The organism is Colwellia sp. Arc7-D (assembly GCF_003061515.1).
GTDB lineage: Bacteria > Pseudomonadota > Gammaproteobacteria > Enterobacterales > Alteromonadaceae > Cognaticolwellia.
The window spans coordinates 1,659,446-1,673,816 of record NZ_CP028924.1 but is presented as its reverse complement, the minus strand read 5'-3'; the positions used below and the strand labels follow the sequence as shown (position 1 = coordinate 1,673,816).

Below are 14,371 nucleotides of genomic sequence, written 5' to 3'. Positions count from 1 at the left end.
AAGAGGTTTGGGTGGAATCGGTAATTGAACGTATCAAGCGCGGAAGTTTCTGGCATTTTCATGGTGGCATTCATCCGCCTGAGCAGAAATTTCTCACTAGCACTAAGCCTATTGCCAGTGCACAAATACCTGAACAGTTAATAATCCCTCTGCGCCAACATATTGGTCAAGCGGGCAAGTTAATTGTCAACGTTGGCGACAAGGTACTTAAAGGGCAAGCATTAAGTGTAAATGATAGCCCAATGTCATTATCTGTTCACGCGCCAACTAGTGGCACTATTACCGCTATTAAGTTAATGGCCATCCCTCATCCTTCAGGGTTAAGCGAAACTTGTATTATATTAACACCTGATGGTGAAGACACTTGGCAATCTCGTCAAATTTGCCCTGACTATAAATTATTAAGCAAAGAAAAAATATTAGAAAAAATAGCTAATGCTGGTATTGCAGGTATGGGTGGCGCTGGGTTTCCAACGCAAATCAAAGTAAGCACTTTAGCTAAAATTAACTATTTAATTATCAATGCTGCAGAGTGTGAACCTTATATCACCGCTGATGATTTATTGATCCAAGAACATAGTCCAACGATTCTAGATGGTATTAAAATTATCGACCATCTATTATCGCCAAAAAATATTCTTATTGGTATTGAAGACAACAAACCCAAAGCTATTGATGCCTTGCAAAAGGCCACGGCCAACATTGACCATATCCAAGTTTGTGTTATACCGACAAAATACCCAAGCGGTGGCGAAAAACAGCTAATTCAAATACTAACAGGTCAAGAAGTACCCTCAGGCGTTTTACCTAGCTCTGTAGGTATAGTAATGCAAAACGTCGCTACTTGTTTTGCTATTGCTGATGCTGTTATTAACGACACACCGCTGATAAAGCGCGTTGTTACCGTTAGCGGGCAAGCACTTGAAAAGCCGCAAAATGTATGGGCACTTATTGGTACTCCTGTTGGATTTCTAACCAACCAATGTGGCTATCAAAACAGTGAAAAACGGCACTTAATTATGGGTGGCCCTATGATGGGCTTTAGTTTACCTCACGATCAAGTGCCGATCATAAAAAGTACAAACTGTATATTAGCCCGAGTGAAATTGAAATTGCCTCACCTTTTTCATCAACCAGCAGTAAAGAAGTAGAATGTATACGCTGCGGACAATGTGCTGATGTTTGCCCTGCACAACTACTACCTCAAGAGTTACAATGGAGTGCTAAAGCAAAAGATCAACCACAGCTAGATAAGCTGAACTTATTTGATTGTATTGAATGCGGCGCTTGTGCTTATGTTTGCCCAAGCCAGATCCCATTAGTACACTATTACCGCGTTGCTAAAGCAGAAATTCGTCAGCAAAAATTACTCGACATTAAGGCCGAAAAAGCCAAAGTAAGGTTTGAAGCTCGTAAACTTAGGCTTGAACGTGAAAAAGTTGCCCGAGCCGAAAAACACAAAAAAGCGGCTGATGCTCGTAAAGCTAGAATGAATTCTGGCACTACAGCGGCAAAATCAGAAAAATCAGCGGTCGCCGATGCACTAGCACGAGTGAAAGCTAAAAAGGCACAAGCTAGTTTAAATGCTACGCCTCCACAAGCGCCTGAATCAGAGGCAACATCGACTGAAGAAGTGAGTGAAAGCAAAAGTAAAGTTGCCAACGCTATTGCCAGAGCCAAAGCGAAAAAATTAGCTCAGAAAAAACAAGATCAAATGAGCTCGCTAGATACACTACAAGACAACGAAACTTCAAGTTCACTTACCGAAGTGCAACCAACACCCGTTGTTATTGATAAAAAAGCCAAAGTTGCTGCAGCAATTGCTAAAGCTAAAGCAAAAAAACGTCAAAAAGACTCCTTATCAGACAACGCTGTTGACCAAAGTAATACACAAGTAAAAGTTGAAGCGTCTGAACCGACTCCAGTCTCATTGAAAAGTGACACAGCAGAAAAAGCGAGCGCTCCCGATACACAGTTGAGCCAACCTTCTGACAAAAAGGCTAAAATAGCGGCTGCAATTGCTAAAGCTAAAGCAAAAAAACGTCAAAAAGACGCCTCATCAGACAACGCTGTTGACCAAAGTAATACATCAACCAATACACAAGTAAAAGTTGAAGCGTCTGAACCGACTGCAGTATCGTTGAAAATAGACACAGCAGAAAAAGCGAGCGCCAGCGATGAAGAGTTGAACCAACCTTCTGATAAAAAGGCTAAAATAGCTGCCGCAATTGCTAAAGCAAAGTTAAAGGCGCAAGCTAAATCTGAACATAAGTTAGACACGGATAAAACGCCTCAAAGTAGTACAATGTCGACCACGAAAGCGACTCTATCACAAGATAGTACTGCGACTAATGAAGTAGATCACACCGAACATTTAACCGAAAAAAATGAACAAAGCGAACAGCAAACGCTTGTAAAAAATAATACTGATGTCGATAGAAAAGCAAAAATTGCAGCTGCAGTAGCGAAGGCAAAGGCAAAAAAAATGGCCATTAAGTCACAGCAAGCATCTATCAAACCTTCAGAAAAAGTATTAAGCGAAACTGACAGTAACAATAAGCAAGAAGCTGAAAACAAAAGAGCACGAGTTGCAGCCGCAGTCGCTAAAGCGAAAGCAAAAAAACTGGCCGCTTCATCCGATAAATCATCAACTTCAGAGTAAATTAGCACCATGGCATTTTGGATAGCAAGTTCTCCGCATAATCATCAACAAAGCGAAACATCGGCCCTGATGAGGCTGGTTATATATGCCACAATTCCGGGTATATTTGCTCAATGGTACTTTTTTGGTTGGGGTAATTTAATACATATATCTTTAGCCGTAGCGACAGCAATCGTTGCCGAATTTACCATTTTATCTCTACGAGAAAAAAAAGTATCAACGCAGTTATTTGACGGAAGTGCCATATTAACTGCTGTATTATTGGGTATTAGTCTGCCTGCTTTAGCGCCTTGGTGGATAACCATTATAGGTAGCATATTTGCAATTATTGTGGTTAAACAGCTCTATGGTGGTTTGGGACATAATCCATTTAATCCCGCCATGGCAGCTTATGTCATGCTATTAATTTCCTTCCCTGTACAAATGACACAATGGCAACCCCCATTATCATTGCTCGCCATGGATATAAATTTTAATGATACTTTCGCCATTATTTTCTCTGGTTATACGCCTCAAGGTTACTCAGTTGAGCAAATTCGTACCCATATAGACGGATTTACCATGGCAACGCCTCTTGATACCGTAAAAACAAATTTAACACTGGGATTAACAGTAGTTGAAAGCATGAATGCCCCGTTATTGGTAAGCATTTTGGGCTGGGCTGGGAGTGGATAAATGCTGGGTTTTTACTCGGTGGCTTATTTTTACTCTTTAAAAAGGCCATTCACTGGACTACGCCATTTAGCTTCTTAGTCAGTTTATTCGTCTGTAGTTTTATCGCTTTTATTATCAGCCCCGACAGCAGCACATCAACCATGTTTAACTGGTTTACTGGGGCAACAATGCTGGGCGCATTTTTCATTCTAACCGACCCCGTTTCTGGCGCAACCAGTGTTAAAGGCAGATTAGTTTTTGGCGCGCTTGCCGGTTTATTAGTATTCTTAATCAGAAAGTTTGGTGGTTATCCTGATGCTATCGCATTTGCAGTTTTACTGTGTAATATGGCAGCTCCTTTAATCGACCAATACACTCGACCGCGTACTTACGGACATAATTTAGGAGTGAAAAAATAATGTCTGATTTAACGCCAGCAATCAGTAAAAACTCAATGATATTAGGCTTATTCGCCATTGTGTGTACCGCGGCTGTCGCTATCGTACAGTTACTCACTGCCGATCGCATTGAACTGCAAGCTGAACAAAAGTTAATTCGACAGTTGAATCAAGTTATTCAAACGGCGAATCATGATAATGAAATGTTTCGTGATTGTATTTTAGCGCCAAAAGATAATAATTCAGACTTAGTAATCGATGTTATTTATCGTGCAAGACTTAATAATACTCCTACTGCAGCAGCAATAAAAACAGTTGCTCCCGACGGCTACAGTGGCAATATTGAACTGTTAATTGCTATTAATACCGATGGTAGTGTTAGCGGCGTTAGAACCTTATTACATAAAGAAACACCTGGCTTAGGTGATAAAATAGAACGTAGAAAAAGTGACTGGATAGAGAAATTTTCAGGTAAAAAATTACTCGACGAAAATGATAGTCGCTGGGCTGTGATTAAAGACGGTGGTATGTTCGATCAATTTACTGGCGCAACAATTACCCCCAGAGCAGTGGTTAAAACAGTTAGAAAAACAATCGACTACTTTCAAAACAATCAAGATCGCATTTTTACTACCGCCAGTAATTGTGGAGTTGAATCATGAAAATAAATCCGGAATATAAAGAATTAGCGTGGCAAGGTTTATGGAAAAATAACCCTGGCTTAGTACAATTGCTCGGCCTTTGTCCATTGCTAGCGGTAACCTCAACGGTAGTTAACGCTTTAGGCTTAGGCATAGCGACATTATTTGTACTTATTTGTTCTAACGCAACCGTGTCGGCTATAAGGCATTGGGTGCCAAAAGAAATTCGCATTCCTATTTTCGTGCTTATTATCGCCACATTTGTTACCTGTGTGCAGTTGCTGATGAATGCATACACCTACGATTTATATCAATCGTTAGGGATATTTTTACCCCTTATTGTTACTAACTGCGCCATTATTGGTCGTGCCGAAGCATACGCATCAAAAAACCCTGTTAAGCAAGCCAGTTTCGATGGATTAATGATGGGGCTTGGCTTCTTAGCGGTATTGATGGTGTTAGGGGCTATTCGTGAAGTTTTAGGACAAGGGACATTGTTTGATGGTGCTAATCTATTCTTAGGCGAATGGGCAACGCAGCTAAAAATTGTGGTTTATCAACTTGATAGTCAATTTTTATTAGCAATTTTACCACCTGGTGCTTTTATCGCTATGGGTTTTTTAATTGCAGGTAAAAACGCCATTGATCAAAAAATAGCCCAAGCTAAGCCTAAAAAATTAGAGCAAGCGATTGAGCGAGTACGTGTAAACTTTGAAAGTTAAACCAACATATTTAAGTTAAGTTTGAAAATAGTGAAATATAAAACCGATGAATAAAGAAAAGCGAATAGACATGTTATCTCGGTTAAGGGATAACAATCCAAATCCAACAACTGAGCTAAATTTTTCTAGCCCGTTTGAGCTACTAATCGCGGTTTTATTATCAGCTCAAGCCACGGATGTAAGTGTGAATAAAGCGACGGATAAACTTTACCCGATAGCTAACACACCTCAAGCATTACTTGACCTTGGTTTAGACGGCTTAAAGTCGTACATTAAAACCATTGGCTTATTTAACACTAAAGCGGTTAATACGCTTAAAACCTGTCAAATGTTAATAGACTTACACAATGGTGAAGTCCCTGGAAACAGAGCTGCCCTTGAGGCCTTACCCGGCGTTGGTAGAAAAACTGCCAATGTGGTATTAAATACCGCTTTTGGTTGGCTAAAAGATAATGAAGGTAAATACTTTATTGCTGTTGATACTCACATTCAGCGAGTCGCTAACCGCACCGGTTACGCTAAAGGTAAAACAGTTGAAGAAACAGAGCAAAACATTGTCAAACACACACCAAGAAAAACTGAATTTTTCTTTAACTTACATCATTGGCTCATACTTCATGGCCGCTATACGTGTGTAGCAAGAAAACCCCGCTGTGGCTCTTGTATTATTGAAGATTTATGCGATTTCAAAGATAAAACTGAAGACTGATAATTGACTCGAAATGTTTTACTATCGCTTAATAAACTACCATGCATACTGCTATGTAAAGTGACATATAAAGTGACATAAAAGCTCAAATTTGTACCCAATGAATTACCTAAACATCAGCTATTAATGCAAACCACCGTATTAATATTGCATAAAAGCTATCTTTATGCAGATATACGATAGAATATTTTTTAAAGTTAAAAGGATGATTAAACGATGAAATTTTTACACTCAATGGTTCGTGTTAGAGACCTAGATAAATCATTAGATTTTTATATAAAGCATTTAGGTTTAATCGAAACTCGACGAGTAGATGTACCTAAAGGCGAGTTTAGTTTGATTTTTTTAGCAACCGAACCCGGTGCTGCTGAAATAGAGCTTACTCATAATTGGGGCTCAGAAGAAGAGTACACTGTTGGTCGAAACTTTGGTCATTTAGCCTTCGAAGTTGACGATATTTATGCTTTATGTGAAAAGCTAATGGCTGCGGGTATTACCATTAATAGACCACCTCGTTGTGGCCATATGGCTTTTGTTAAATCACCTGATAACATTTCAATTGAACTACTTCAAAAAGGCGAAAAACTTGCTCCAAAAGAACCTTGGTTAAGTATGGAGAATTCAGGTAACTGGTAAGTTTATTGCCTATTACTTGTTACGTGAAAAGTATTAATTGATAACTGATAAGTTACTTTAAAAACAGCTTATTTTAGCTTTGACATTACTTTATTCTTAATGACAAAAAAGCAAAAATTTACATGCTTCAACTAACTTTACATAGTTAGTAACTAAAGCCCAGGTTAAGCCATTTTACTTGGGTTTTAGTCAAAGCCGCCCCAAACACTCAGATCACCCTGTATCATTCTAACGATTAGAATACTGTAATATCTATGCTAACGGTTCAAGTGTTGAGCTTAAAAAACTCATAAAAGCTTTACTGGCATTTGACAGTGAGTGACTCTTTTTCCAAGCTAAACTCAATTTAAATTCAATGTTAGGTTCAAAGGGAACTGAGGTCATCTTTTGTTCGTTATGTAAAATACGTGATAAACAAGTTGTTATACCCACTTCATTACGCACCAATGATTTTTGTAATTCAATGAGATTAGTTTCCATGCGAACATCTAAATCTAAGTGATGATCTTTTGCATATTGACTTACCACCTCACGTAAAAAATAGCCTTGATGAAATAATACCAAAGGTTGCTGACAGAACTGTTCAAGCGAAATGGTTTGCTCTGAAGCTAATGGGTGTAAATTTGACATACCCGCTACAATTTCTTCATTAATTAACTCAGTGTAACGCAGTTGTGGGTTTTCTAAGTCACCCCGTATTAACGCTAAATCAAGTTCACCGTTCTGTAACATTTTTTCTAGTGCTGCTGTGCCTTGATCAATTAATTGAATTTTAATTTTTGGGTACTTTTGTTTGAATTTTGTTAAAACTTTTGGAAAATAATAAGAGCCCATCATAGCGGAGACCCCAAACCTTATAGTGCCCTGTTCAAGGTTTTTTAAATCTTCTAAAGTTAACTCTACTTGTTTAGCTTGATTTAATAATTCAGTAGCTAACTTGTATAGCACCTCTCCTTCAGCAGTGAGTAAAGCATTTTTTTCTGCACGGTTAATTAATTTAAGTCCAACTTCATGTTCTAACTTTTGAATAGCTATTGTCAATGCGGGTTGCGCAATACCAATTTTAAGTGCCGCGCGGGTAAAGTTCCCTAATAAAGCTAATTGACAAAAATATTCAAGACGCTTTAAGTTCATATCATCCCCAGTATCAAATAAAAATCACAAACAAAAACTATAAATAAAAGTTATAGAAAATATAAAAACTATATATTATATTTATTTTTAAATTAAGGATAGAGTAAGCCCATAAATTAAAACGGTTATTGCATTAACACACTCTACAGGGCAAACAAATGAAACAAACATTATCACTATTTAATTGGCAAGATCCTATGTCTATAGACAGCCAACTTACTGAAGAAGAACGAATGATCCGTGATACGGCATTTGATTACTGCCAAGAGAAGCTACTTCCTCGAGTACTTGAAGCTAATAGACATGAACACTTTGACCGTGAAATTATGTCTGAGTTAGGCCAATTAGGACTATTAGGGGCTACTCTTCCTGCTAAGTATGGTGGCAGTGAAATAAATTATGTAAGTTATGGCTTAATTGCACGAGAAGTAGAGCGTGTAGACAGTGGTTACCGTAGTGCAATGAGTGTGCAATCATCTCTTGTTATGCACCCAATATATGCGTACGGCACGGAAGAGCAACGCATGAAGTATTTACCGAAACTCGCTTCAGGTGAATGGGTTGGCTGCTTTGGTTTAACTGAGCCTAATTCTGGTAGTGATCCAGCCTCTATGACAACTCACGCAACCAAAGTCGACGGCGGATATCGTATTACAGGCAATAAAATGTGGATCACCAACTCACCTATTGCCGATGTTTTTGTCATTTGGGCCAAACTTGATCGTAAAATTCGAGGCTTTGTACTTGAAAAAGGTATGGCTGGTTTATCTGCCCCTAAAATAGAAGGTAAATTTTCATTGCGTGCCTCAATAACAGGCGAAATTGTTATGGATAACGTCTTTGTGCCTGATGAAAACATGTTTCCTGAAATTAGCGGTTTAGCTGGGCCTTTTGGTTGTTTAAATAAAGCACGTTATGGTATTGCTTGGGGCTCACTAGGTGCAGCAGAGTTTTGCTTTCATTCGGCAAGAACTTACAGTGTCGATCGCCACCAATTTGGTCGCCCTTTGGCTTCAAATCAATTAATTCAGAAAAAGCTAGCTGATATGCAAACTGAAATATCGCTTGGATTACAAGGGTGTTTGCAAATGGGTCGTTTAATGGATGCCGATCAATGTCCGGTTGAGCTCATTTCATTATTAAAACGTAATAATTGTGGCAAATCACTTGATATTGCTCGCGTTGCTCGAGATATGCATGGTGGTAACGGTATTAGTGATGAGTTTGGCGTAATTCGCCATATGATCAACCTTGAAGCCGTTAACACTTACGAAGGTACACATGATATTCACGCCCTAATTTTAGGTCGTGCTATCACAGGTTATCAGGCTTTTTGCTAATGACTAGCGCATTGGGGAACATAAAAGTTGTCGATTTAAGTCGCATTTTAGCGGGGCCTTGGGCTTCACAAATGTTAGCTGATATGGGCGCTGAAGTTATTAAAGTAGAACGCCCTCAAAAAGGTGATGACACGCGATTTTGGGGCCCTCCTTTTATAAAAGAAACTGACGAAAAACAGCCACCACAAGCCGCTTATTTTCACTGTGTAAATCGCAATAAACAATCGATTGCTATTGATATAACTCAGCAACAAGGTCAACAAGTGATAAAAGACTTGATTGCTCAAGCTGATGTATTAATTGAAAACTATAAAGTTGGTGGACTGGCTAAGTATGGCTTAGATTATCAAAGTGTAAAAGCGCTTAATCCTGGTTTAGTTTATTGCTCTATTACCGGCTTTGGACAAAGCGGCCCAAGTGCCCATAAAGCCGGTTATGATGCCATGATCCAAGGTGAAGGTGGCTTGATGAGCTTAACAGGTGAGCCTGATGGAATGCCGATGAAAGTGGGTGTTGCCTTGGTTGATGTTATGACAGGTTTGTACAGTTGCAATGCTATTTTGGCTGCACTTATGGCTCGTCATCAAACCAATGAAGGTCAGCATATTGATATTGCTCTGTTAGACGTGCAAGTAGCGACATTAGCCAATCAAGGTATGAACTATTTAGCTACAGGTAAAAACCCAGATAGACTGGGCAATGGACACCCAAATATTGTGCCCTACCAAACCTTTGCGACACAAGATGGCAGTATTATTCTAGCCATTGGCAATGACAGTCAATTTGTTAAATTTTGTCAGGTGGCTCATTGTTTAGAACTTTCAGGAAATGCTTTGTTTGCTACCAATGCTCAACGTGTGATTAACCGTAAAAAGCTGATCCCTATTCTCGCCACTAAACTCGCCTCGTATTCGACAAACTGGTGGATTAAGCAACTTGAGTCTGTTGCAGTACCTTGTGGCCCGGTTAATACCCTAGCGCAAGTTTTTGATCACCCACAAGTTAAACATCGTGCAATGGTTAGGCAAGTAGCTAATCAACAAGGCGAATTAATCAATACAATTGCATCGCCAATTAATCTTTCTGCGACACCTTTACAATATAACAGTGCATCCCCTGACCTAGGTCAACATAGCCATCAGGTTTTATCTTCACTGCTTAAATATAGTGAGGAAAACATTAAAAAACTTTTTTCTAATGCGACTGTTAGCTAACTCATTATCTTCAAGTTAAATGCTATCTGAGAGTAATAGTAAGAGTAAGAATATAGATACATCACTAATAAAATTGATAATGACTATGGTCAGCGAAAAAACACTTAAGTGTAATACCCGTTTAATTAATTAATCTGATGATGAAAAAAAGACCAACTTAATATTAAGTTGGTCTATATATTGACTATAAAAATATTATTTAATTCTATTAATCGTTAACCAGTTCTAACTTCTCTTTTGTTTCAGCCTTTGTCTTTTCAGCCGAATTTATGGCTAATTCACCAATGATAAGTGTCACGACAACACCAATAAACACTGACCATTGCATACCGTCTTCAGGAGAATAGATAAATAACACAATCGCAAAGCTTAATACGGCTATACACGAATAAGCTGATAAACGCGCAAAGAATAATCCACCAGGTATTTTATATGGACGAGAATGATTTGGATGTTCGACACGAGCTTTAACAAATGCGAGTAGCATGCCGATATATGGCAACATAAAGATAACCGCGCTAAATGCAAATAATGACCAGAATAAATCTTCATTCGATCCAGCTAGAAACCCGTACAGCACGATTGTACCTGTGCTCACTAATCCCATCATAATACTAGCCCCTAAAGGTGTACCTGTTTTTTTACTTGCTAAACCGAAAATAGCGGGTAACTCGCCAGTTTTTGCAGCCTCTGCAGCAGCACGATTACACCCTAACGCCCAAGTGACACCATTTGAGAAAAAGGTAAACAATGCCATAATCCCTAACGCCATCGCGAAGGTTTTTCCAGCCGTTGATTGACCAAATAAAAGATATAATGTGTCCATTAATCCTTCAACAAGATTTATATCTTTAGCAGGAATAGCGGCTAACATAGCAACAGTACCTAACATGTAAAGCACAATAATAATTAAAGCTGAAATGAGTACCGCTTTTGGCATATCTCTCGCGGGGTCTTTCATTTCTTCACTACTAGCACTGACTAATTCAAAACCTAACATGCCATAAATAATAGCCGGAATATATTGAAAGCTTGCTTGCCAATCAGGTTTAAGCGCAGCTATTGTAAAATCATTTGCCATGCCATGTTCATCAACATAGTTAAAGGCACCAACAATAATCACAATAAAAATGATTATTTTGAAAATAGCGCCAGTATCTGGTATCAATTTACCGACATCTAAACTCACTATATTCACTAAAACAGTAATCCAAGTCAGCAAAAGCCCAATACCTATTTGGCCATAAAGGCTTAAGTCTGGAAAAAACATTTGCTTAAATATACCGGCAAACAGAATAGAAATAGCGGGGATCCACACCGCGGTGTTAATCCAATAACTCCAGGACGCTCTTGCAGCCCAACGACTACCATAAGCAGTTTTAACCCATGCGTATATGCCGCCTTGTGCAGGGTATGAACATGACATTTCAGCACTGATCAGCGCGAAAGGAATAAAAAATACTACGCTAAGAAATAACCACCAAAAAATGCTAGATACTCCAACTGAGGCGGCTGAAGCTAAAGTATCTAAAAGCAGAATGGCTGATACGGTAAAAAGAACTAGATCTTTCTTTCCTAATATTTTTTTTGTCATCAAGGTGTTCTCTTTTATCAAGTTAATGAGTTATCTCGGTTATCTTGAACTTTGTATTCGATAGCCTAACCGATTAATCATATTATTATATTTAGTATGTCATTCAGTCTTACATAAAAAAGTTACGATTAATTTACCCCTATAGGGGGATATTGACTCACTTATAAGGGTAAATTTTTCCACTGTGATTTTTGAATCAAAATCACTCTAACCTGATAGGGGTATGTTCCGATATATGTAAATTAACTATTCTAATTTTGCATAAAATAAAAGCAAAAAATAATAACAATATTAAACAACCTGTATCACGCTATCACCCTGGGTGACGCAGAGAAATATAAACAACACTATTATAGGCTAAATTATGAATCTAAAACCCGAGCTCATCGCCCCCAGTTTATTTAAACTGTCGCCATTGTTTTTAGCATTAGGCTTAAATAATGCAGTGGCTAGTGAAATAGAAGTTATTGAAGTTAAAGTACAAAAACGTACACAGTCTGTGCAAGACGTACCGGTTGCCGTATCAGCCTTTAATGGCGATATGATGGACCAACTTCGTATTGAAGATGTTCGAGGCTTAGTAGATTTAACCCCTGGTTTTAACGGTAAAACAGAAGACAGTTTTATTGATGCACTTTCTATTCGTGGCATAGGCACAAATGATTTTGGTATTGGTGGTGATCCATCAGTCGCTATTTTCACTGATGGTTTGTGGGCCGGTCGTAATGGCGGTGTTCAAATGTCATTCTACGATATGGAACGTGCTGAAGTAGTAAAAGGTCCACAAGGGACTTTATTCGGTCGAAATGCAATAGCAGGCGGTATTAATATTACCACCAACAAACCTATCTCTGACTTTGAAGCTAAAGTTGGTGTCACTGTTGCTCAGTATGATACTCAAGAAATAACCGGGATGGTAAATATCCCTTTATCTGAAAACTGGTACTTTCGTGCGGCAGGAAATTTTGTTTCTAAAGGCGCATGGTTAGAAAATGTTGCTGGTGGTGGTGATCTTGGTGGTAGTGAAATTAGTTCTACACGTTTGTCACTGCGCTACGAAGGTGATGATATCGATGCTGTTTTTCGCGCAACTTATGAAGATAGAGAACAAGACCCTTCGGTATACTGGACTGAAGTCAGTGCAGTAGCTAAAGATAAAGTCAATATAGATTACGGCAAAGGTAAAGGATATGACCGTGGTGAAATACTTTCACTGCAAGCCAATGTCGAATTTACCTTGTCTGATGAATATTTATTAACCTCTATTACGGGTTACAAGACGTATGATTTTGCTTATTTGGAAGATTTTGACGCACAACCCGAGCTAATTAATAACTACGGACAAGATCAAACTGTTGATTATGCCAGCCAAGAATTAAGATTAAATTATCAAGGTGATGGTAGTATTAATTGGTTTATTGGTGCGAGTGTTTATCAAGAAGATATTGATGCAACTTTTATTAACTCTTACGATGAAGACGCTTTATGTAAAGCGGTTTCTCTAACCGATTCTGCAGACTTCGATGGCCCTGCGGCAGGTTGTGATGACGTAAACTGGGAAACCTATTGGGAAGATGATATTGACCCAGCAGACTTACTGACTAACAAACCTGAAACTAATATAGATATTTTAAAGAACACAGGTTGGTCTGTTTACGGTGATATTACTTGGCAAGCCACTGAAAAACTTGACTTAACAGTAGGTGCTCGTTACACCAGTGATACAAAAGATATGAGCATTGAGGTATTAGATTCAGGTGGTGCATTAGGTAATACTTTTGTGTTTGAATGGTACACAGACGGCCCGGTTCAAGCAAAAGATACTTGGTCAGATTTTACCCCACGTATTGCCGCTGTTTACGAATTAACTGACAAAATCAATTTATACGCCAATGCGGCTAAAGGTTACAAATCAGGTGGTTACTCTACTTTTGGTATTATGAATGATGGTTCACAAGAATACGGTGGCCCATTAGCTGCTGGCAGTGAACCGCTTGCCTTTGAACCTGAAACAACAACCAGCTATGAAATTGGTAGTAAAATGATGTTGCTAGATAATTCAATGCAACTAAACCTTGCTTATTTCACCTATGATTATCAAGACTTACAAATGATCATTTTTGAAAGCGGTTCACAGCTTGTTAAAAACGTTGGTGAAGCAAAAAACCATGGTATCGAAGCTGATATGCATTGGACACCGACTGACAATTGGGATTTCCGTATAGCGGGCGCTTGGATGGACAGTGAAATAACCAAAGAAATTGAAGCTGGTGACGGAACGTTAGGTAATAAATTACCAATGGCGCCTGAATTAAGTGGCTCTGTGGTTACGTCTTATTTTCATTACATGGATGATGGTATAGTAACCTTGATGGCCAAATGGGTTTTCCAAAGTGAAATCTATGGTGGCCCAGGTAACTATGAAACAGCTAAAGTTGATAGCTGGAATGAGCTTGGTTTACGTGCCATGTATGAAAGCAATGACGATTGGTCAGTAAGCTTATACATAGATAACGTTACCGATGCTGACTACTATGAACGTGGTTGGGAAAATGCTGATGCCGATAACAAAAATGGCTTTGGTTTAGTGAATACATTTGTTTGGCCAGCTAAACCTCGCACCGTTGGTGTTAGCTTTGACATGACCTTCTAAACTCACTTCGTTGA

The 14,371-nt window shown here is 38.7% G+C and carries 11 protein-coding genes and 2 pseudogenes; 11 read left to right on the top strand and 2 right to left on the bottom strand.

The genetic code is table 11. The annotated features are described in order from the left end of the window. Positions 1-11 precede the first annotated feature (11 nt). From rsxC to DBO93_RS07200, 8 genes and pseudogenes are all read left to right on the top strand, one after another. Positions 12-1,151, top strand: a complete 1,140-nt coding sequence (rsxC, locus tag DBO93_RS18940) for an electron transport complex subunit RsxC (RefSeq protein WP_239059140.1) — start codon at positions 12-14, stop codon at positions 1,149-1,151. After that, positions 1,085-1,255: pseudogene (locus tag DBO93_RS19185) on the top strand (4Fe-4S binding protein); the annotation flags it as partial. The gene rsxC and the pseudogene DBO93_RS19185, both read left to right, overlap by 67 nt. 234 nt (positions 1,256-1,489) lie before the next feature. Further along, complete coding sequence (locus tag DBO93_RS18930) at positions 1,490-2,662, top strand: hypothetical protein (protein ID WP_239059139.1); 1,173 nt, start codon at positions 1,490-1,492, stop codon at positions 2,660-2,662. Between the two features lie 9 nt (positions 2,663-2,671). Beyond that, positions 2,672-3,735: pseudogene (rsxD, locus tag DBO93_RS07220) on the top strand (electron transport complex subunit RsxD). Further along, positions 3,735-4,376, top strand: a complete 642-nt coding sequence (rsxG, locus tag DBO93_RS07215) for an electron transport complex subunit RsxG (RefSeq protein WP_108455719.1) — start codon at positions 3,735-3,737, stop codon at positions 4,374-4,376. The pseudogene rsxD and the gene rsxG overlap by 1 nt, the downstream one beginning before the upstream one ends. Further along, positions 4,373-5,077: an electron transport complex subunit E gene (locus tag DBO93_RS07210; RefSeq protein WP_108455718.1), complete on the top strand. Its 705-nt coding sequence runs from the start codon at positions 4,373-4,375 to the stop codon at positions 5,075-5,077. The genes rsxG and DBO93_RS07210 overlap by 4 nt, the downstream gene beginning before the upstream one ends. 46 nt (positions 5,078-5,123) lie before the next feature. Beyond that, a complete protein-coding gene (nth, locus tag DBO93_RS07205; protein ID WP_108455717.1) occupies positions 5,124-5,786 on the top strand; it encodes an endonuclease III in 663 nt (220 codons plus the stop codon). A 216-nt stretch (positions 5,787-6,002) separates the two neighbouring features. Continuing rightward, positions 6,003-6,422, top strand: a complete 420-nt coding sequence (locus tag DBO93_RS07200) for a VOC family protein (RefSeq protein WP_108455716.1) — start codon at positions 6,003-6,005, stop codon at positions 6,420-6,422. Between the two features lie 252 nt (positions 6,423-6,674). Here DBO93_RS07200 and DBO93_RS07195 read toward each other — a convergent pair whose 3' ends face one another. Further along, complete coding sequence (locus DBO93_RS07195; RefSeq protein ID WP_108455715.1) at positions 6,675-7,556, bottom strand: LysR family transcriptional regulator; 882 nt, start codon at positions 7,554-7,556, stop codon at positions 6,675-6,677. Positions 7,557-7,714: 158 nt separating this feature from the next. On the opposite strand from DBO93_RS07195, the gene DBO93_RS07190 reads away from it, so the two are divergent. Both DBO93_RS07190 and DBO93_RS07185 read left to right on the top strand, forming a co-directional pair. Then, positions 7,715-8,896, top strand: a complete 1,182-nt coding sequence (locus DBO93_RS07190; RefSeq protein ID WP_108455714.1) for an acyl-CoA dehydrogenase — start codon at positions 7,715-7,717, stop codon at positions 8,894-8,896. Next, positions 8,896-10,110, top strand: coding sequence for a CaiB/BaiF CoA-transferase family protein (locus DBO93_RS07185; RefSeq protein WP_108455713.1), 1,215 nt, complete (start codon positions 8,896-8,898; stop codon positions 10,108-10,110). Before DBO93_RS07190 ends, DBO93_RS07185 begins: the two co-directional genes overlap by 1 nt. Positions 10,111-10,318: 208 nt before the next feature. Here the strand turns inward: DBO93_RS07185 and DBO93_RS07180 are convergent, their stop codons facing one another. Next, entirely contained in the window at positions 10,319-11,704 is a 1,386-nt protein-coding gene (locus DBO93_RS07180; RefSeq protein WP_108455712.1) for an APC family permease, read from the bottom strand. Between the two features lie 364 nt (positions 11,705-12,068). Here DBO93_RS07180 and DBO93_RS07175 point away from each other — a divergent pair, with 364 nt between their 5' ends. After that, positions 12,069-14,357 carry a TonB-dependent receptor gene (locus DBO93_RS07175; RefSeq protein ID WP_108455711.1) on the top strand — a complete coding sequence of 763 codons (2,289 nt, stop codon included), beginning with the start codon at positions 12,069-12,071 and terminating at the stop codon, positions 14,355-14,357. Positions 14,358-14,371: the final 14 nt, after the last annotated feature.

Bases quoted from the DNA above. Each gene is read 5' to 3' on its own strand.
- DBO93_RS18930 (WP_239059139.1), top strand. From the start codon at position 1,490: ATGAATTCTGGCACTACAGCGGCAAAATCAGAAAAATCAGCGGTCGCC.
- rsxG (WP_108455719.1), top strand. From the start codon at position 3,735: ATGTCTGATTTAACGCCAGCAATCAGTAAAAACTCAATGATATTAGGC.
- DBO93_RS07210 (WP_108455718.1), top strand. From the start codon at position 4,373: ATGAAAATAAATCCGGAATATAAAGAATTAGCGTGGCAAGGTTTATGG.
- nth (WP_108455717.1), top strand. From the start codon at position 5,124: ATGAATAAAGAAAAGCGAATAGACATGTTATCTCGGTTAAGGGATAAC.
- DBO93_RS07200 (WP_108455716.1), top strand. From the start codon at position 6,003: ATGAAATTTTTACACTCAATGGTTCGTGTTAGAGACCTAGATAAATCA.
- DBO93_RS07195 (WP_108455715.1), bottom strand. From the start codon at position 7,556: ATGAACTTAAAGCGTCTTGAATATTTTTGTCAATTAGCTTTATTAGGG.
- DBO93_RS07190 (WP_108455714.1), top strand. From the start codon at position 7,715: ATGAAACAAACATTATCACTATTTAATTGGCAAGATCCTATGTCTATA.
- DBO93_RS07185 (WP_108455713.1), top strand. From the start codon at position 8,896: ATGACTAGCGCATTGGGGAACATAAAAGTTGTCGATTTAAGTCGCATT.
- DBO93_RS07180 (WP_108455712.1), bottom strand. From the start codon at position 11,704: ATGACAAAAAAAATATTAGGAAAGAAAGATCTAGTTCTTTTTACCGTA.
- DBO93_RS07175 (WP_108455711.1), top strand. From the start codon at position 12,069: ATGAATCTAAAACCCGAGCTCATCGCCCCCAGTTTATTTAAACTGTCG.